The 18,207-nt window shown below is 71.4% G+C and carries 17 protein-coding genes; 8 read left to right on the top strand and 9 right to left on the bottom strand.

The genetic code is table 11. The features are described from left to right. Positions 1 to 140: 140 nt before the first annotated feature. The gene (locus AB0J66_RS08365) at positions 141 to 974 is read left to right on the top strand and encodes an ATP-binding cassette domain-containing protein (protein ID WP_364657239.1); all 834 of its coding nucleotides are present in this window, start codon (positions 141 to 143) and stop codon (positions 972 to 974) included. Positions 975 to 1,011: 37 nt separating this feature from the next. Beyond that, positions 1,012 to 1,656, top strand: coding sequence for an ATP-binding cassette domain-containing protein (locus AB0J66_RS08360; RefSeq protein ID WP_364657236.1), 645 nt, complete (start codon positions 1,012 to 1,014; stop codon positions 1,654 to 1,656). A gap of 28 nt (positions 1,657 to 1,684) precedes the next feature. On the opposite strand, the gene AB0J66_RS08355 is transcribed toward AB0J66_RS08360, so the two are convergent. Next, positions 1,685 to 1,999 carry an EAL domain-containing protein gene (locus tag AB0J66_RS08355; RefSeq protein WP_364657235.1) on the bottom strand — a complete coding sequence of 105 codons (315 nt, stop codon included), beginning with the start codon at positions 1,997 to 1,999 and terminating at the stop codon, positions 1,685 to 1,687. Between the two features lie 37 nt (positions 2,000 to 2,036). Here AB0J66_RS08355 and AB0J66_RS08350 point away from each other — a divergent pair, with 37 nt between their 5' ends. Together AB0J66_RS08350 and AB0J66_RS08345 are read left to right on the top strand one after the other, a co-directional pair. Continuing rightward, the gene (locus AB0J66_RS08350; RefSeq protein WP_364657233.1) at positions 2,037 to 2,243 is read left to right on the top strand and encodes a hypothetical protein; all 207 of its coding nucleotides are present in this window, start codon (positions 2,037 to 2,039) and stop codon (positions 2,241 to 2,243) included. Between the two features lie 103 nt (positions 2,244 to 2,346). Next, positions 2,347 to 2,877, top strand: a complete 531-nt coding sequence (locus AB0J66_RS08345; protein ID WP_364657230.1) for a hypothetical protein — start codon at positions 2,347 to 2,349, stop codon at positions 2,875 to 2,877. Positions 2,878 to 2,938: 61 nt separating this feature from the next. Here the strand turns inward: AB0J66_RS08345 and AB0J66_RS08340 are convergent, their stop codons facing one another. Next, on the bottom strand, positions 2,939 to 3,730 hold the full coding sequence (locus tag AB0J66_RS08340) for an NAD(P)H-binding protein (RefSeq protein WP_364657227.1): 792 nt from the start codon (positions 3,728 to 3,730) through the stop codon (positions 2,939 to 2,941). 86 nt (positions 3,731 to 3,816) lie between these two features. Between AB0J66_RS08340 and AB0J66_RS08335 the strand changes: the two genes are divergently transcribed. Further along, complete coding sequence (locus AB0J66_RS08335; RefSeq protein ID WP_364657225.1) at positions 3,817 to 4,473, top strand: helix-turn-helix domain-containing protein; 657 nt, start codon at positions 3,817 to 3,819, stop codon at positions 4,471 to 4,473. On the opposite strand, the gene AB0J66_RS08330 is transcribed toward AB0J66_RS08335, so the two are convergent. Together AB0J66_RS08330 and AB0J66_RS08325 are read right to left on the bottom strand one after the other, a co-directional pair. Further along, the gene (locus AB0J66_RS08330) at positions 4,448 to 6,847 is read right to left on the bottom strand and encodes a transglycosylase domain-containing protein (protein ID WP_364657222.1); all 2,400 of its coding nucleotides are present in this window, start codon (positions 6,845 to 6,847) and stop codon (positions 4,448 to 4,450) included. The two genes, AB0J66_RS08335 and AB0J66_RS08330, sit on opposite strands and share 26 nt — an antisense overlap. A gap of 82 nt (positions 6,848 to 6,929) precedes the next feature. Next, the gene (locus tag AB0J66_RS08325) at positions 6,930 to 7,370 is read right to left on the bottom strand and encodes a helix-turn-helix domain-containing protein (RefSeq protein WP_364657219.1); all 441 of its coding nucleotides are present in this window, start codon (positions 7,368 to 7,370) and stop codon (positions 6,930 to 6,932) included. Positions 7,371 to 7,411: 41 nt separating this feature from the next. Here AB0J66_RS08325 and AB0J66_RS08320 point away from each other — a divergent pair, with 41 nt between their 5' ends. Continuing rightward, positions 7,412 to 8,239 carry a class I SAM-dependent methyltransferase gene (locus AB0J66_RS08320; protein ID WP_364657217.1) on the top strand — a complete coding sequence of 276 codons (828 nt, stop codon included), beginning with the start codon at positions 7,412 to 7,414 and terminating at the stop codon, positions 8,237 to 8,239. A gap of 17 nt (positions 8,240 to 8,256) precedes the next feature. On the opposite strand, the gene AB0J66_RS08315 is transcribed toward AB0J66_RS08320, so the two are convergent. The 5 genes from AB0J66_RS08315 to AB0J66_RS08295 form a co-directional block, all read right to left on the bottom strand. Continuing rightward, complete coding sequence (locus tag AB0J66_RS08315; RefSeq protein WP_364657214.1) at positions 8,257 to 10,308, bottom strand: PAS domain S-box protein; 2,052 nt, start codon at positions 10,306 to 10,308, stop codon at positions 8,257 to 8,259. 39 nt (positions 10,309 to 10,347) lie between these two features. Continuing rightward, positions 10,348 to 11,535, bottom strand: coding sequence for a GAF domain-containing SpoIIE family protein phosphatase (locus AB0J66_RS08310; protein ID WP_364657361.1), 1,188 nt, complete (start codon positions 11,533 to 11,535; stop codon positions 10,348 to 10,350). Positions 11,536 to 11,625: 90 nt separating this feature from the next. After that, positions 11,626 to 12,267 (bottom strand): transcriptional repressor LexA, encoded by a 642-nt coding sequence (gene lexA, locus AB0J66_RS08305; RefSeq protein WP_364657211.1) that lies wholly within the window; start codon positions 12,265 to 12,267, stop codon positions 11,626 to 11,628. Beyond that, the gene (gene yidC, locus AB0J66_RS08300; RefSeq protein ID WP_364657209.1) at positions 12,254 to 13,039 is read right to left on the bottom strand and encodes a membrane protein insertase YidC; all 786 of its coding nucleotides are present in this window, start codon (positions 13,037 to 13,039) and stop codon (positions 12,254 to 12,256) included. Before yidC ends, lexA begins: the two co-directional genes overlap by 14 nt. Before the next feature lie 33 nt (positions 13,040 to 13,072). Beyond that, complete coding sequence (locus tag AB0J66_RS08295; protein ID WP_364657206.1) at positions 13,073 to 13,339, bottom strand: DUF6412 domain-containing protein; 267 nt, start codon at positions 13,337 to 13,339, stop codon at positions 13,073 to 13,075. Between the two features lie 191 nt (positions 13,340 to 13,530). On the opposite strand from AB0J66_RS08295, the gene AB0J66_RS08290 reads away from it, so the two are divergent. Both AB0J66_RS08290 and AB0J66_RS08285 read left to right on the top strand, forming a co-directional pair. Then, the gene (locus AB0J66_RS08290) at positions 13,531 to 13,947 is read left to right on the top strand and encodes a CU044_2847 family protein (RefSeq protein ID WP_364657204.1); all 417 of its coding nucleotides are present in this window, start codon (positions 13,531 to 13,533) and stop codon (positions 13,945 to 13,947) included. Positions 13,948 to 13,993: 46 nt separating this feature from the next. Further along, positions 13,994 to 18,163, top strand: a complete 4,170-nt coding sequence (locus AB0J66_RS08285; protein ID WP_364657201.1) for a WD40 repeat domain-containing protein — start codon at positions 13,994 to 13,996, stop codon at positions 18,161 to 18,163. Positions 18,164 to 18,207 lie beyond the last annotated feature (44 nt).

The raw sequence follows: 18,207 nt of genomic DNA, 5'->3' as shown, positions 1-18,207 counted from the left end.
CCCCGCATCCGCCCGGCCAATCACTACCACCCACGTCTCCCCGGCCCCTTGTCGTCCAGCCCCTTATCGCCAGGTCGGGCCGGTTCGCTCTTGCCGTCTGTTCGTTTCCGCCCGTCCTTGCCTCGAGGAGGCCGTTGTTGATGCAGCCTGACCAGGCGCAACCGGGCTCGCTCCTGGAGGGGCGGGAGCTGCTGCAGCTCTACGCGGCCCCCACCGGCGCCACCCAGGCGTTGCGCGGCGTCGACGTGACCGTGCAGGGCGGGCGGATCAGCGCCATCACCGGCCCGTCCGGCAGCGGCAAGTCGACCCTGCTGGCCGTACTGGCTCTCCGTGAACGCCCCGCGGGGGGCGAGCTGCGGCACCGGGGCCGCCTGGTCGCCGGGCTATCCCGTCGCGACCTGCACCGGCTGCGCCGCCGCGAGATCGGCTGGATCGCCCAGCGCCCCACCCACAGCCTCTTCCCGCAGCTCGACGCCCGCGGCCAGATCGCCCAGATGGCCCGGCTCCGCGGCGTCCGCGCCGACATCGACGCCGCCCTGGCCGAAGTCTCCCTCAGCGAGCGCGCGACCGCCCACCCGGCCGTGCTCTCCGGAGGCGAGCAGCAGCGCCTCGCCGTGGCCGCGGCCGCCGTCGGCCCACCGGCCCTGCTGGTCGCGGACGAGCCCACCGCCGAACTCGACGACGACTCGGCCGCCCTGGTCCTGCGCCTGCTGCGCACCCGGGCCGACCAGGGCAGCGCCGTGGTCATAGCCACCCACGACGCCCGGGCCGTCGCCGCCGCCGACACCGTCCTGCGCCTGCGCCACGGCGTCCTGTCCGGCGAACACAGCGCCGGCGAGACCCACACCGCCACCATCGACGGCCTGGGCCGCCTCCAGCTCCCCGAGGACGCCCTGCCCCTGTTCCCCGACGGCCGCGTAGTCGTCACCCTGGTCGACGGCCACGTCGAACTGCACCCCCGCCCCGGCAGCTGACCATGCCCGCCACCCCTCCGCGCCCCGGGAGCCGCTCGTGTCCTTGGTAGAAGTCCACGAGGTCGGCCACACCCGAGCCGGCACCCGCGTCCTGGACGACATCAACCTCACCCTGGACGCCGCGACCACCGCCGTCCTGGCCGGCCGCTCCGGCTCGGGCAAGTCGACCCTGTGTCACCTGGTCGCCGGCGTCATGACCCCGGCAACCGGCCGTGTGCTGGTCGCCGGCCGCCCCGCGCATCCCGCCCCCGACTGGGCCACCGTCTCCCTGCTCCCACAACGCCTGGCCCTGGACCCCACCCTCACCGTCGCCGAGAACATCCTGCTCCCGGCCGCCCTCCGCGGCTCCGTCCCCGACCGCTCCCTGCTCGATCGCCTGGGCCTGGCCTCGATCGCCACCCGCCCCGCCCGCGACACCTCCCTGGGCGAGCAGCAGCGCACCGCCCTGGCCCGATCCCTGATCCTCAACCCCGCGATCGCCGTCCTGGACGAACCCACCGCCCACCAAGACGATGAACACGTTCAACTGGTCCTGGACGCCCTGACCACAGCGACCACCACCGGCACCCTCGTCCTGATAGCCACCCACGACCAGCGGGTCATCGACATAGCCACGGTCGTGGCCCGCTTGACCTCGGGCCGCCTCGAACGCGTCGAGAAGCTCGGCACCACCAGCCCGTGACGCCTTCACCAGGTTGCGAATCGGCGCATCATGGTGACCGATCCGCCCGATCGACAGCGGACCCGGCCGGCCGAACAGCCAACCCTGGCCTCATCGCGCCCAGCGCCGCGGCGTTCACCGCGTCCTCGGGCTCCTCCATGCCTTCGGCCAGGACGATCGCCCCGCTGCGTTCGGCGTAAACCGCGACAGCGTCGGCCGTGGCCTGCGTGTGCGCCGAGTACGGATCGCGGACGAGGTGCATGTCGAGCTTCACGACATCCGGTTCGATCAGCGGCAGGAACGCCAGCGACGCGGGATCGGCGCCCACATCGTCCGACGCGACCCCGTTGCCGATCGCATGCACGAGATCGTCGAGGCGTAGCAGCGACGCCGGCCACGTCGTGTTCGATTTCGGCGCGTTCGACTGGACGGAGGAGGACGAGCCCGTGTTCTCCCACCCCCGCGGTCCGCTCCCCGAGGTGTCACCGCTCGCCGGCCTGGTCGCCTTCTTCGACGAGGCCGTCGACGTAACCGTCGACGGCGTGCCCCGGCACCGCCCCGATTCGCCGGTAGCCAAGGTCATGAACGACGAGTTCGGCGTCTCCTGACGACGCCCATCCTGCCGTAACCGCTGTTTGCGGTTTGCTCAAGCCGCTGGGGTGTCAGCCGATGGTGTCGATCAACAATCGGCATCGAGGCTCAGGAGTCACTTTGACGAACAAGGTGCGGACCTCCGACCGTGGACGTTTCGAGGAGCTTTTCGAGAGCGGTTACGGCGACCAGGTGGTGGCAGCGAACCGGTTGTATCTCTCGGCGGCAGTCCCGGATGCGCTGGCCACAGAGCGGGACCACTGGGCGCTGAGCTGTCTGCCCGCCACGAACGGGTACAGCCGGTTCTCCACCCTCTCGATGGCCGGCCAGGAGACGTTCGCCGTCTTCCGGCCCCGGGGCGGTGGCGTACCGACCGCACACGTCTTCGTGTCCAAGCAGTCGCTGAAAGCGTCCGGTGTCAACCTTCAGCGCCTCGGCCTGATCATCTATCCGTCGCCCTACAAGAAGGGTGGCGAGGATCAGGTCCAGGTCTTCGGTTCGTCGGAGGATGTGGTCCGGGCTCTGGCCGAAGCACCTCTTCGCCGGGCGGCCCGGGACTTCGCCGGGCAACTGCTGGACCGGGCTTCCGGATTCTCGCGCTTTCACAGCCCCGCGCTGGCCGACCGCGTGCTGGGGCGGTCCTGGGCGTGACCGGACGCCGATGAGCGGGTAGGCCCGCCCCACGAGCCGCAAGCGCCTGCCGGCCGCGCCCTCAGAACCGGTTGCGGTTCGTCTCGGCCCACGCCGCATACGTGCCCGGTTCACGCCCCAGCACAAGCTCCACATCGTCCGTGATGATGGCGTTGCCGCCTCGGCGGACCAGCTGGGCGCCGGCCAGGGCGGCCTCGGCGATCTCGCGGGGGAAGTGGGAGACGCCGGGTTCGGCGTCGACCGTGGTGAGGGTGCGGCCGAGGGCCGAGCCGAGCTGGGCGACCTGGTCGGGCACGGTGAGGAGCTCGGGGCCGGTCAGCGTGTACGTCCGCCCGTTGTGTTCGCTGGTCGTCAGGGCTTCGGCTGCTACCGCGGCGATGTCCGCCGGGTCGATTATCCCTTGGGGGCCTTCGCCGAACAGGTTGGTGATCGGCCGTCCGGCTCGGATGTCGGCGGCCCACCACAGCGAGTTCGTGGCGAAGGTCGTCGGCCGTAGGATCGTCCACTCGAGGCCGCTGTCGCGGACCGCCTGTTCGCCGGGCTGATGCCAGCTGCCGGGCCGGTCGCTGGGTTCGTCCGGGGTGCCGATCGCGGACAGCTTCACCACGCGCCGGATGCCGGCCGAGCGGGCCGCTCGCAACGTCGCCAGGTCGTGGCCGGGTACGCCGGGGCCGGCCGGGGCGAGCAGGTACAGCGCCTCGGCCGGGACGATCGTCGTGGTGACCGTCAGGCCCGGCCTGGGCTCGATGCGGCGGGCGTCGCGCGTCACGGCGGTGACCTCGGCGCCGCGGGCGAGCAGTTCGTCGACGAGGGCGGAGCCGGTGGTGCCGGTGGCGCCCGTAACAAGGATCATTGGATCAGGGTGACCCGGCCGGGGCGGGATCGTCTTGGAAGAATCGGCACTGCCGGCGGGCGGGCGGCGTCGCTAGGGTCGGGATCGTGGAGACGACCGTGGTGCAGGAGCCCGAGGTGGCCGCGGCGGTGGTTCTCCGCACGACGGCCGACGGGCGCAGCGACGTCATCGTGACGGGTCCGCGCACCCGCGGCAGCTATCACCCGTCCCGGCCCACCCCCGTGTGCGTCCGGATGATGCTGCCGCCCGGTCATGCCCGGGCCGCTCTCCGGGTGCCCGTTTCCACGCTGGTCGACCGGGCCGTAAGGCTGGCTGATCTCTGGGGTGACGAGGGCCGGCGGCTCACCGGCGAGCTGCTGGCGGATCCGTCCCGGCTGGCCGAGGTGTTCGGTGGGCGCGGCGACCCGGCCGTGACCGCGGCGATCGGGGCGCTGTCCGAGTCGGCGGGGCTGGGGGAGGCGTCCGGGCGTGCGGGCGTGAGCGAGCGCTATCTGCGTACGCTCTTCGCCCGGGAAGTCGGCCTGTCACCCAAGCACTTCGCGCGGATCAGCCGGGTGCGCCGGGTGTTGTCGCTGGCTGGCCGGGAGCGCTGGGCGGCCGTGGCCGACGCGGCCGGCTATTTCGACCAGGCCCACATGATCGGGGACTTCCGCTCGGTCATGGGGGTCTCGCCGGGGGCGTACGTCTCCGGGCGCCTCCCGGCCACGACCCCCTGTCTTACTCTCCGGGCCTCGGCGGGGTGATGATCGGGGGGAAGCCCGGCAGGGTGGGTTTCGTGGCGTCCTTGCCGTTGCTCACCTCGATGGTGACGATGCCGCCCTTGATCGTACGGCCGCTGGGGCTGGTGCCGGCGGCGGTGCCGGGCGGGCACTTGGAGTCGACGTCCTGGCCGATGTAGACGCGGAAGCCGAGGTCGCGCAGGCGGTCGCGGGCGCTGTCGATCGGGTCGCAGGCCACGTCGGGGATGCGGCGCTGGTCGCCGTACACGATCTTGCGGCTTTCCGGGCGTTTGAACTGGACCGACGGCTTGCCCTGCATGTAGTCGCCAAGGGTGCGGTAGACGGCCGGGTTGACCTGGGAGTGCTGCATCCGGTCCTTGTGGGCCTGGTAGTCGGGGTTGACCAGGTAGCCGGCCACGACCAGCGAGGTCGTGCCGGCGATGAGCGAGGCGGTCCGGTCGCGGTCGGTGGTTCCGGTCTTGCCGAAGACGGGATGGCCGACCACGTCGCGCGTCTGCGGGGCGGTCGCTCCGTCGCAGCTGCCGAGGCGGGCGGAGTCGCCGACCGGGCAGCGGGTCGCGTCGAGCGCCGCCCGGGCCACGTCGGCGCTGGTGGCGCGGTTGCATTGGGGTTTGCCGATGTCGAGTTTCTGGCCGTCCTTGGTGACGATCTGCTCGATCGGGGTGGGTTCGCAGTACATGCCGTCGCCGGCCAGGGTCGCGTACGCGTTGGCCATGTCGAGCGGGGTGGTCGCCGAGACGCCGAGGGTGAACGCGCCCCACTGGTGGGAGTAGCCGGGCGAGGCCAGCTTGGCGTCGGACGGTGAGCGGAACTTGATGCCGAAGCGTTTGGCCACGTCGACCACGCGATCAGCGCCGATCTGCTCCTCGAGCGGCACGAAGTAGGTGTTGATCGACTTGCCGAAGGCCGTCCACATGTTGAAGACGCCCTCGCCGCCACCGCCGGAGTTGCCCGGGCACCAGAAGTGGGTGCCCTCGCAGGCGGAGTCGCTGCGGGAGCTGATGATGTAGCGGGTGCGGTACTGCTTCTCCGTCTTGATCTGGTACGCGAGCGGGACGCCCTTCTCCAGCGCGGCCACCATCGTGAACATCTTCATGACCGAGCCGGCCTGGTAGCCGGTGATGTCGCCGCCCCCGGTGAGCAGCGGGTTGGTCGTGTTCGGGTAGGTGCCGCGCAGGCCGCGCTTCCGCTTGGCCGGGTCGGAGTTCATGTAGTTCTTCGACTCGTCCAGCTTGAACCGGCGGTTCGCCGCGAGCAGCCGGACCTTGCCGGTGCCGGGCTGGACGGCGGCCAGCAGCAGCGCGTTCGTGTCGCGTTCGGAGATCAGCTGGGCGATCCGCTTGCGGGCCTGGCTCTGCGCCTTGACGTCGATGGTCGTGGTGATCCGGTAGCCGCCGCTCTTGAGCCGGCGGGCCCGGTCGTACGGGGTGGCGCCGAACTCCTCGCGATCCATCCACCACCGGTAGAAGAAGTCGCAGAAGAAGCCCCACTCGTTGCGGGCGACCGAGACGCAGCCGTTGCCGATCGGCTTGACCGTCCGCGGGATCGCCTCCTTGATCGCCTTGTCGGCCTGGGCCTGCGTGATCGCGCCCATCTCGACCATGCCGGGGATGACGTACGTGTCACGGCGCAGCTTGATCGCCTTGTAGCCCTCGGCGGTGGTCGGGTCGAACGCGGACGGGGCCTTGACCACGGCGGCCAGCAGGGCGGCCTGGCCGATCGTGAGGTCCTTGGGCTTCTTGTTGAAGTAGACCTGGCTGGCGGCGAAGATGCCGTACGTCTGCTTGCCGAACGGCGCGATGTTGAGGTACCGCTCGATGATCTGGTCCTTGGTGAGCTCCTTCTCGACCTGCATCGCGTACTTCATCTCGGTGACCTTGCGTTTCGGGGTGTCCTCGGTCGCGTCGACGACCTCCTGGGGACTGGTCGCCGAGTAGGCCAGGGACATCCGCACCCATTGCATGGTGATCGTCGAGGCGCCCTGTTTGGACTTGCCGTTGTTGTTGTTGACCAGCGCGCGGGCGACGCCCTTGAGGTCGACGCCGTTGTGGTGGTAGAACTCGCGGTCCTCGGCAGCGACCATGGCGTCGCGCATGAACTTCGAGATGTCCTTGAGGCGCACGTCGCTGCGGAACTCGTCGTAGAACTGGGCGAGCTGCGTCTTGTTGTCCGACGCGTAGACCCGGGTGATCTGCGGGGAGCTGAACGCCTTGAGCTCGCCCGGCAGGCTCGCGAAGGTCTGGCCGCCGGCCTTGGCGGCCAGCCCGGACATCGCCACCACGGGGAAGGCGGCCGCCGCCACCACGACCCCGGCCAGCAGTCCACAGAGCAGGAACGCGAACCCGTTGAAGAAGATGTTGTGATCGCGCCGCCGCATCCAGGAACCCACAGAACCACCACCCGCAACTAGGCGTCATGATCACCGCGGCCCCGACTGAGCGAGCCGCGTCAATCAAACCTCATTTTGTCAAGCTGCGCTTCCCCCGAAAAGGAGCATTTCGGCCGGGGTGCGGGCGGGCTGAGGCCAGGGCGGCCTGGAACGTCGGGCACGCGGCGTGGCTGGGCGCCCGGCAGGCGGCGGTGTGCTGCAGGGCGTCGCGCAGCGCGGTCAGCTCCTCGATGGTCCGGGTCAGCTCGTCGGCCTTCGCGGTGAGCATCCCGCGGTCGAGCCCGGGCGCCTCGTCCGCGGAGGCCGGAATGAGCCGCGCGATGTCCGAGAGCGAGAAACCGGCCGCCTGTCCCAGGGCGATCAGGGCCAGCCGCTGCAGCACACCCGGGTCGTACTGCCGTCGCAGGCCGCGCCGCCCGGCCGGGGCGATCAGGCCTCTTTCCTCGTAGTAGTGCAGGGCGGAAACGGGCAGCCCGGAGCGGCGGGCCACCTCACCGATGTCCAGGTCCACCGCGGGTCTCCCTTGACCTCAAGCCGACTTGAGGTGGAACGGTGGCACGAACGACGCGGCAGCACAAGAGGGAGACCACGGTGGATCAGGCGGCGCGATGGAACGGGCCGGGCGGGCAGGGCTGGATCGACTCGCAGGAGGTGCTGGAGGAGCTGTTCCGGCCGCTCGAGGAGGTGCTGGTCGTGGATCTGCCGCCGGGCGACGTGCTGGACGTCGGCTGCGGGACCGGGAGCACGACGGCGGCGATCGCGCGGCGGCCCGGCACCCGGGCGGTCGGGATCGACGTGTCGGCCCTGATGGTCGCCGCCGCTCGCGAGCGCGGGGTCGAGGCCATCGAGGCCGACGCCCAGACGTACGGGTTCGAGCCCGCCGGCTTCGACACGATCGTCTCCCGATTCGGGGTGATGTTCTTCGCCGACCCGGTTCGGGCCTTCGGCAATCTGCGGCGGGCGGTGCGGGCCGGCGGCGGCGCCCGTCTGATCGTGTGGCGGGAGCCGGCCGACAACCCGTTCATGACCACGGCCGAGCGGGCCGCCCGGCCGCTGCTGCCCGAGCTACCGGAGCGGGTGCCGGACGCGCCGGGGCAGTTCGGGCTGGCCGACCCTGAGCGGACGGGCAAGATCCTCGCGAAGAGTGGCTGGTCGGACGTGGAGCTGGCGCCGCTGGATGTCGGGCTGTCGATGCCGGTGAGCGAGCTGACCGGCTACTTCACCCGGCTCGGCCCGGTCAGCCGGCTCCTGCCGAGCGTGCCCGGGCCGCGGCGCGCCACGATCGTCCAGACGGTGCGCGCTGCTTTCGACCCGTACGTCCTGGGCTCGGAAGTCCGTTTCACCGCGGCCTGTTGGCTGATCACCGCCCGGGCCGGGTGAAAGGGGGAACGGCTGTCTCAGCCGGCCGGGGTCCGGCGGGGTGAAGTGACGCGCTTCGTGTCGTCGGCGCGTGGCTCGTAGGGGTGCGGCACGGTGACCACGAAGGCGGCGCCGCGCGGCTGGTTGGGCTGGTAGCTGACGTCGAGGCCGCCGGCCTGGGCCAGCTGGCGCACCAGGTACAGGCCGAGGCCGGTGCCGCTGGTCGTGGTGGCCACGCCGCTCTCGGCGCGGGCGAAGCGGTCGAACAGGTGCTCGACGAACGCCTCGGGCACGCCCTCGCCCTCGTCGGCCACCTTGATCTCGACGTGGTGGCGCCGGTTGGCCACGGTCACGGTGACCGGCGGCTCGCCGTACTTGACGGCGTTGGCCAGCAGGTTGCCCAGGATGAGCTGCAGGTGCTTCGGGTCGGCGAAGCCGTGGAGCTCGTCCGGCGCCACCACCGTGACCTGCTCGCCGGCCACCGCCGCGCGGACCAGGTGGGCCAGGTCGACCCGGACCGGCCGGGCCACCATCGCCCCCGCGTCGACCTGGGCCAGGGTCAGGATGTCGGTGACGAGCTCGCTCGCGCTGTGCCCGGCCGCGGTCATCCGGCGTACGTCGTGCAGCTTCTCCTCCTGGCTCGACTCCGCCCATTCGTCGAGCAGCAGCTCGCCCAGCCCGATGATCCGGGTCAGGGGCTGGCGGACGTCGTGGCTGAGCATCGCCATGACGTCACCCAGGTGCGCGTTGACCTGCTGCAGTTGCTCGGCCCGCTCGGCCAGTTCGGCCTCGCCGGCGCGCCGGGCCTGCTCCAGCGCCCGGCGTTCGGTCGTGTCGACGATCTGCATGGCGAAGTACTGCGGGCGGCCCTCGGTGTCGCGCAGCAGGGCGCTGGTGACCGACGCGTCGATGATCCGGCCGTCCGCGTGCACGTACCGCTTGTCCAGGTCGAAACCGTCGATCCGGCCCGACAGGCAGTCCCGGACCGACTCGGCGGCCCGGCCCACGTCGTCCGGGTGGGTGATGTCGTCCGTGCGCCGGCCGATCAGCTCCTGCTCGGAGCGGCCGAACAGCTCGGCCGCGGCCGGGTTGACCCGCACGTAGCGGCCCTCGGTGTCGGTCAGGGTCATCCCGATCCGGGACCCGTCGAACACCTTGCGGAAGCGGTCCTCGCTCAGCCGCAGGTCCTGGCGGCTGCGCCGGGCCCGGCCGGCCGCGGCCACCACCAGCAGGCCGACCACGGCCGCCCCGGCCAGCCCGGCCCGGCCGGCGACCTCGTTGCCGGCCAGCGTCGCGAAGAGCACGTCCTCGCGTACGGTGGCCGACAGCCGCCACGGCGTGCCCCTGATCGGGGTGGACGAGTACCGCCACCGCTGCCCGCCGTCCTCGTAGGCGCCCCTGCTGTGCTGCCGCAGGGCCGCCGCCAGCGGCTCGTTGTCGCCGGCCAGGGTGGGCACCCCGCCGTCGAGGGCCCGGTTGGCGGCCACGATGCTGCCGTTGCCGTCGACCAGCTGCACCTTGGCCCCGGCATAGGTCAGGGCGCTGGACAGATAGGCCGACAGCGGGCTGTCGCGGATCTCCACCGCACCCGAGAAGACCCGCCGCCCCGAGGTGGTCTGAAACGGCACGGCGAACGCGACCACCGGCAGACCCCGCACGGCCGAGGGCACCACGGGCGAGACCGCCGCCTTGCCCTCGGTGACAGCGGTCGACAGGTGCGAGTACCGCCCGGCCAGGTCCTTGCCGATGATCGTCTCGTTGTGCGGCACCACCTGCAGTGCCCGGCCCCGGGCATCGAGCAGGACTGCCGCCGGGTAGCCGAAGCCGGCGACGGCCTTGGCGAAGTCGCGCTCGTCCACCGTCGCGTCGGTCAGCGAGGCCCGGGCCTGCACCCGCTCCCGTTCGATGAGGTCGGCGGTGTAGCTGGTGACGAAGTCGCCCATCAGGCCCACGCGCAGGCTGAAGCGCTGCGCCAGCGACTGGCGGCTGTCGCACTGCTGCCAGAACAGCACCGCGGTGCCCACCGCGACCAGCACCAGCCAGATCAGCAGCGGGACCAGCGCCGGCCTGATCCTGCGCGCGAACCCCACGTCGACTGATCGGCCGTTCCGCCGGCTTGCTGAGCGGCGCTACCTGCGGTGCACGGCCAGCACGGCGACGTCGTCGGTCGGCTGGTCGAGGCCGATGCTCGTCATGACCTCGGAACAGACCTGCTCGGGCCCGGCCGGCCGGACCGCGTCGATGAGCGCGTCGATGCCCACGTCGATCACCCGGTCCCGCCGCTCGACCAGCCCGTCGGTGTAGAACAGCATCACCGCGCCCCGCGGCAGCTCCAGCCGCGTCGTGTGCCGCGGGCGCTTGCCGCCGACTCCGAGCGGGGCGTCGACCGGCATCTCGACCAGGCCCTTCACCCCGCCGGGCGCGGCCAGCACCGGCCGCAGGTGCCCGGCCGAGGAGATGCGGACGGAGTCGTGACCGGGCGCGATCGTCGCGTACAACGCGGTGGTCAGGCTGCCCGCCTCGAAATGCCGGACCTTTCGGTCCAGCAGGGTGAGGACCTCGGCGGGATCGTCACTCATCAGGGTGTACGCCCGCAGCGCGCTCCGGACCCGGCCCATCACCACGGCCGAGGCGAGGCCGTGGCCCGAGACGTCGCCGATGACCAGCCCGAGCGGGCCCGAGGGCAGGCGGAACACGTCGTACCAGTCGCCGCCGAGGCCGAAGTCGTGGCCGGGCACGTAGCGGGCGGCGAACGACAGGTCGGTCAGCTCCGGCAGCAACGACGGCAGCAGGCTGCGCTGCAGGGCGAGCGCGGCCGCCCGGTCGAGCTTGCGGGCCCGGATCTGCCCGGCCGCGCCGGCCCGGTCGGCCGCCACCTCGAGCAGCCGGATGTCGTCGCCGGTGAACTGCCGCGGCGAGCAGGTGCCCACGTGCAGCACCCCGATGACCTCGCCGCCGGCCAGCACCGGCACCCCCAGCAGGGACCGGACGCCCTTCTCGATGAGCACCGGGCTGGCCACGTCGGCGGCCGTCACGTCGTGCAGCACCACCGGCCGGCGGCCCTGCGCGACCCGGCCCGAGAAGCCCTGGCCCACCGGCACCCGGATGCCCTGGCGGATCTCCTGCTCCAGCCCCTTGGCCGCGGTCGCCACGAGCTGCTGGGCGTGCGGGTCGAGCAGCATGATGGCCGCCGTGTCGGCGTCGAGCAGATCCCGGACCCGCTCGAGCAACTCGTCGAGAAGGTCGGAGACGTCGAGCCGGGAGAGGGCGGCGTCGGTGACCGCTTCCAGGCGGCGCAGCCGCTCGTCGTCACGCATTGCCCCCACGGAACCACCCTAGATGGCCGGGCTGCCCGCGCGGGAGGAGGGAAGTGCGATCCTGGCCCGGACGTGTCGGCCGCCGGCCGCTCAGGTGCGGCGCAGGACCGAGACGACCTTGCCGAGGATGGTGGCGTGGTCGCCGTCGATGTCGTCGTAGGCGGGGTTGCGGGGTTCGAGGACGACATGGCCGGAGCGGCGGCGATAGACCTTGACGGTGGCCTCGTCGTCGATCATGGCGGCCACGATGTCGCCGTTGTAGGCCTCCGGCTGCTGCTTGACGATGACCAGGTCACCGTCGCAGATGGCGGCGTCGATCATGGAGTCGCCGCGGACCCGCAGACCGAACAGGGTGCCCCGGCCGACCAGGTCGCGGGGCAGCGGCAGCACCTCGTCGGAGTTCTGCTCGGCCAGGATGGGCGTGCCGGCGGCGATGTCGCCGAGCACCGGCACGCCCACTGTGGTCGTCTCGCCGCGCTGCTGCGGCATTGGCGGCAGGAACATCCGGACGTCGACCGGGCGGGTCGAGCGGCCGCGGCGCAGGAAGCCGTACTCCTCCAGGACGCGCAGATGCCGGCTGACCGTCGAGGTGGAGGCCAGGCCGATCGCGTCGGCGATCTCGCGCGTCGAGGGGGAGTAGCCGTGCCGCAGCGCCCACTTCTGGATCACCGAGAGGATCTGGCGCTGCCGCTCGTTCAGGGTCGACGTATCAAGATCCTCATCCGGTAGCACCCCGTGATCTTGCCTCATCGTCCCCGGGCGCGCGCGGAGGCTCGCCGGTCGGGACCGGGTGACGATGCATGATCCAGGCCTGCTGGGCGAGGCCGAACAGGTTCTGGGTCACCCAGTAGACGATCACACCGATCGGGAAGACGGCGCCCGAGACGAGCAGGGAGACCGGTAGCCCGTACAGCATGAGCCGTTGAACTGTGCGGGTGACCGTGTCCTCGGCCCAGCCGGTGCGCAGGATCGACTGCCGCGTGGACAGGTACGTCGTGACGATCATGATGGCGATCAGGGCCGCCGTGACCAGCTGGACGGTGAGGGCGGGCGCGCCGAGATGGTGGCTGAAGGTGGCCGCGATGGGCGCGCCGAGCAACTTGGCGTGGGCGGCGCTGTCGAACTGCGTCTGCGTCCACCCGTAGAGGGTGGCCGTGGTGGAGCCGGGCCGGATGTGGCGCAGCACGTGTAGCAGTCCGATGAAGACCGGGATCTGGATCAGCAGCGGCAGGAACCCGGCGAACGGGCTGACCTTCTCGGAGCGGTACAGCTCGACCACGGCCGCGGGGTCGTCACGCAGCTCCTTGACGCGCGGGGCGAGGGCCTGCACACGCCGCTGCGACTTCACCGAGCGGATCGCGAGCGGCAGCAGAAGCGTACGGATGGTGAGAACCAGGAAGACGATGCCCAGGATCCACGGCCAATCCGGGCCGGACAGGACGCGCTCCCAGAGCGCATGCCAGAACAGGAGCACGGCGGAGATCGCCGTGTAGACGGCAGACATGAAGAAGGAACCCCTCGAGGAAGAGACGGAGAACTACCGGGCGGAGACGAGCCGCCAGGCAGTTGGTCCTCGAGGCCGGGTGCGGCCCGCGGCGTCGGGGTCGCGGTGCCGGGGCAGGATGCGCGCGGCCCGCTGCCGCAGCACCCCCGGAGTGATCCGCGCGCCGCCCACCGGCACCCGCCGGCCGGCCACGGCAACAGCCGCCAGCACGGCGACCAGCAGCGCGCCGACCACCAGACCGGCCGGGCCGACATCGGTCAGCGCGCCGATCAGGTGCCAGAGGGCCACCGACCAGATCACGCCGACAACGATAGCTCCGCGCCGCAAGGCCGATGGCCGGCTCTCCCGACAAAATCGTCGGCGAGCCGGGAGAGTGACGCTCCCGTAGCGCAAATCGTATTGACGGTAACCGGGCGGTAAAGATCTTTGTTGGCGGATAAAGGGTCGTTGACAGCCTTGCCGAGACCCGAGTAGTAAATGTGTCGGATCGAATGGATGGCCGAATTCGATCCCGATTCTCGATCATTTTAACCCTGTCCAATGAGGAGTTTTTCGTGGCGACAGTGCTGCTCCGGGTGCCGGTGGAAGAAGACGGCAGCGACTGTGTGGAGATCGAGGTCGACCCGCGGGACGTGGGTGCCGACGACGTCGAGCTGACCTCGGCCGACGGCCGCCGTACGTTTCGGGCCGCCCGTTCTCTGGCCGGCTCGGTCGACCGGCTTCTGCCCGCCGTTGAGTCGATCATCACGCGGGTTCGGCGCCACGGGAACGCGCCCGACAAAGTGTCCGTGGAGCTGGGGGTGAAATTCGCGGGGGAGACCGGCGTGATTCTCACCAAAGGCACCGCTGAGGCCACCATGAAGATCACGATGAATTGGGAGAGGGCGGCCGACGGTGACCGCCCCTGAGCACTCCATCGCGAGGGTTCTGGGAAAAGATCAAACGCCGGTCGGATTGGCCTTCGTCGTCGGCGATCGGCAATTGCTGACCGCCGCCCACGTGATCAATACCGCGCTCGGCCGGCCGCGGCGGACCGCGGACCGGCCCACCGGGGTCGTGCACGTACTCCTCGACTTCCCCTTCGGCGGCGAGGGTGACGAGGCGCCCGTCGGCCGGGCGGCGGTCGCCGCCTGGGGGCCGGACGACGGCGAGTTCCTCACCCACGACGTCGCGGGCCTCGTGGCCGGGCAGCCCCTGCCCACGGGCGTGCCGGCCCTCACGCTCGCGCACGGTGACCGGTGCTCGGGTGCCGCCGTCCAGATGTGGGGCCCGTCGCCGAACCGGCGCAACCCCGGCCACGTCAGCGGCGAGCTCATGGGGGACATCGACAAGGGACGCACCCAGATCGACCAGGTCGTCCGGGGAGCGTTCGCGGTCGGCGGCGGGTTCAGTGGCGGACCGGTGTGGCTGACCGGCTCGGACCGCGTGGCCGGGATTCTGCACGCGGCGGGCGAGGACGGCACCGACGTCTACGTCATCCACTCCGGCGTCGCCGTCGACATGTGGCCGACTCAGCTGTACCAGCCACCTCCCTCGCCGTATCCGGGCCTACGGTCCTTCACCGTGGACGACGCCCAGCGGTTCCACGGCCGCGACGGCTTCGTCGACGAGCTGCTCGCCGACGTGGAACGCCGGCCGGTGCTGACGGTCATGGGCGCCTCCGGAAGCGGGAAGTCGTCGGTCCTGGCCGCCGGTCTGGTGGCCCGGCTCCGGTCCACCGCATCCCAGATCGAACTGTTCGTGCGCCCGGGCGACCGGGTCGTCACGGCGATCGCGGCCGCGATGAGCCGGGCCGCCGATCACCCGGACCTCGAACGGTGGCAGACCCGCCTCTCCACCTGGGGTCTGGCCGGCGCGCTGGGCGAGCTGGCCACCATCACCGGCCACGACCGTGCCGTTCTCGTCCTGGACCAGCTGGAGCAGGCTCTCTCCCACCGCCACGACGCGGACGAGCTCGACCGGCTCGTCGGCCTGCTCGCCGACCTCATTGAGCAGGGCCGCCACCCGTCCGCGGTGGTCGCGCTCGGCGTCCGCGACGACTACTACGGCCGGTTCGTCACGCTCGACCGCCGGGTCGGCGACTACATGCAGCGTCACGCGCGGCCTCTGCGGCACATGGACGAGTCCGACCTGCGGTCCGCGATCGCCGAACCAGCCCGGGCGGCGGACACGGACCGGCCGATACGTCTCGACGAGCGTCTTGTCGCCCAGATCGTCGAGGACTTCGCCGGGCAGGCCGGTGACCTGCCGCTGGTCCAGTTCACGCTGCACCAGCTGTGGGCGGGACAGCGCGACCGGCGGCTCACCCTGGACTCGTACCGCGACATGGGCGGCCTGCGCCGTGGTCTGATCTTGCACGCCGACGAGTGCTACGACCGCCTGAGCGAGGACGAGCAGCGGCGAGCCCGGTACGTCTTCTGCCGCTTCACCCGGACCGACCTTCAGGGCGTCGGCCGGCCGGTTCTGCGCACCGAACTGCCGGCCGCGGACTGGGCCGTCGCCGGCAAGCTCGCTGACCCGCCGCGCCGGCTGGTCACGCTCGCTCGTGACTCGGCCACCGGCGTGGAGACGGCGGAGATCGCCCACGAGATCCTCCTGCGCGACTGGCCGCGACTCCAAGCCTGGCGGGACGACGACGCCGACTTCCTGAGCCGGCTCGACCGGACGGAGGTGGCCCGCCGCGAGTGGTCCGAGCACGGCGACGACTCGGTCCTGCGCGGCGCGGTGCTCGCCCGGGCGGTCGCCATCGTCGCGGACCGTCCGTCCGAGACCGAGCATGTCGCCCCATTCGTTGCCCATTGCGCTGCCGTGGCGGAACGTCTGGCGCTCGCTCGGGATGCTTCCGCGCGACGAAAGGCCAGAGTTCGCCGGGGTGTCGTCGCCTCGCTCGCCACCCTGCTGGTCCTGGCGGCCGGTACGGCCGCCGTCGCGGTACGGGAGTCGGGTCAGGCCTCCCGGCAACAGCGAGTGGCCATCGCGCGCAGGCTCGCCTCCGAAGCGGCCGCCGTCCGCGAGTCCGCCCCGGACATCGCCCTTCGGCTCGGCATCGCAGCCCACGGCATCGCGCCCGCGCCCGACACCCGCGGCAGCTTGCAGGAAACGGTGTTGAACAACCGGTTCGCGGCCACCCTGGCGGACGACGCGACCACCGTCACGGCCGTGACCTTTGTGCCGGGCCGCCCGGTCGCCCTGGTCTGCGATGAGACGGGCGGGGTCACGGTGTGGGATCTCCACGACCCGCACCGTCCTCAGGTGGTGAGCCGGTTCGAGACCGGATCGATGGTGTCCTCGGCGGCGATCAGCGCCGATGGGCGCCGTCTCCTGATCGCAACGGACCAGGGAGCCGAGTTGTGGCAACTCGACGATCGGTTCCGGGCGAGAGAGATCGGTGCTGTTCCCGGGACCGACGCGGCCGAGATGGACGCCGGCGCACGCGCCGGAATGCTGCTGGGCAACGCCGATGCCGCGATCCGCCTGTGGGACTTCACCGACCCCGCGAAGCCTCGCCAGGCGGCTCGCCTTCCGCGCCCGGGGACTGCAGTCCCCAACTACAACATGAGCGGGGACGGGAAGATCGCGGTCATCACCGCGGACGACAGCCTGTCGGTCTGGGACATCCGCGATGTGCATCGTCCTCGCCGCCTCGGCCGCCTCCGCGCGCCGTCCATGGGCCAGCAGACCATTGCTCTCGCCCGCGACGGCCGGCTCGCGGTCACCTCCGAGGGTGCGGTGTACGACCTGAGTGATCCTCGGCGACCGCGCCGTTCCGGCACCCTCAAGGCGTCGGCCGACGACCCCGATGCGGGCGGAGGCTCGGTTGCCCTGACGCCCGACGGAAGAACGGCGGTAGTGGCAGTGCCCGGCCGTCCCTTCGCTCTGTGGGACCTCCGTGATCCGGGCCAACCCAGCCGGACCGGCGTCTTCGGCCGGTTCGACGAGGTGCGTGCGGTCGCCGTGAGCTCGGATGGGCGGCTGGCGTTGACAGCCACCGGCTCCCTCCAGGTCTGGGCCCTCCGGCCCATGTCGTCGGTGCCCCGGGTCGGTCAGATCAAGGCGGCTGTGGATTCGGGGCGGGAGTGGGCCGCACCCATCGGACGCGACGGCGAGGTGGTCGCCATCGGTTCCCGTGACATCGGCAGCGCGGAGTTGTGGGACCTGACGCAGCCGTCCGCGCCGCGAATGGTGGCCAGGCTCCCCGACGGGAACGTGGGCATCACCGAGCTGGCGACGGCCCCTGATCGGCATATCGCGCTGGTCTCCGGACCGGCCGGCACCACTGTCTGGAATGTCGCCGACCCGGCTCGTCCCAGGCGCTTGAGTTCGCTGGCGGTGGGCTTCGACGGGGTGGGGCGGCTGGGCCTCGACCGGAGCGCTCACATCGCTGTCGTTCCCGCGCTGGCCACCCGGGGCGACGACAATCATCTTTCGGGGCGGGCGACGGTGTGGGACGTGAGCCGCCCGCAGGAACCTCGGCGGATGAGCGAGCTGCCGGTCCCCGGGGCGGTCGTCGTCGGAGCCGCGGTCAGCCCGGACGGCCGGCTGGCCGCGACGGAGATCTACCACAATGAGGACGATCCGCCGACCGTCGCTTTGTGGGACCTGGCGGATCCGGCTCGTCCCCGCCGGGTCGCCGATGCGCTGCGCGGCGCAAGCAGCCCGGTCGCCTTCAACGCGACGGGACGGATGCTCGTCTCCGGCAGCGCTACGTCGTCGGCCTATCTCTGGGATGTCACCGATGTGGGCGATGTTCGGCGCCTCAGTACTGTGCCGGGACTGTACGGGGCCATCGAGACAGCGTCGTTCGGCACTGCCGGCGAGACTCTCCTCCTCGGTGGCGAGGACCAGACCGTGACAGTGTGGGACGTCCACTACCCGGAGATCCCGAAAAGGCTGGCCGCGCTGACCGGCCACACGAACACCGTCTATTCGGCGGTCTTCGGCCCGGGCGAGCAGTCCGTGGTGTCGGGCAGCCCCAGCGGGCCGGCCCTGATCTGGGACGTGGCCGACGTCATGAGGGTCGCCGCCGACCCGGGCCGCGTCGCCTGCGAGACCGTGGGTCGGGGCTTGAGCCCGTCCGAGTGGTCGGAGTATGTCCCCGATCTGCCCTACCGCGAGACCTGCTGATCGAGCGGCATCGCCATGAGTCGATACAAAGGCTAGGTTGGCTG

It is taken from the genome of Actinoplanes sp. NPDC049598, from assembly GCF_040675435.1.
Lineage (GTDB): Bacteria > Actinomycetota > Actinomycetes > Mycobacteriales > Micromonosporaceae > Actinoplanes.
The sequence above is the reverse complement of the archived record's forward strand: the minus strand, read 5'-3'. Positions and strand labels throughout refer to the sequence as shown.

What these genes read in the sequence shown, in the direction of transcription:
- AB0J66_RS08365 (WP_364657239.1), top strand. Translation starts at nt 141, where the DNA reads ATGCAGCCTGACCAGGCGCAACCGGGCTCGCTCCTGGAGGGGCGGGAG.
- AB0J66_RS08340 (WP_364657227.1), bottom strand. Translation starts at nt 3,730, where the DNA reads ATGATCCTTGTTACGGGCGCCACCGGCACCACCGGCTCCGCCCTCGTC.
- AB0J66_RS08330 (WP_364657222.1), bottom strand. Translation starts at nt 6,847, where the DNA reads ATGCGGCGGCGCGATCACAACATCTTCTTCAACGGGTTCGCGTTCCTG.
- AB0J66_RS08310 (WP_364657361.1), bottom strand. Translation starts at nt 11,535, where the DNA reads ATGCGTGACGACGAGCGGCTGCGCCGCCTGGAAGCGGTCACCGACGCC.
- yidC (WP_364657209.1), bottom strand. Translation starts at nt 13,039, where the DNA reads ATGTCTGCCGTCTACACGGCGATCTCCGCCGTGCTCCTGTTCTGGCAT.
- AB0J66_RS08290 (WP_364657204.1), top strand. Translation starts at nt 13,531, where the DNA reads ATGGATGGCCGAATTCGATCCCGATTCTCGATCATTTTAACCCTGTCC.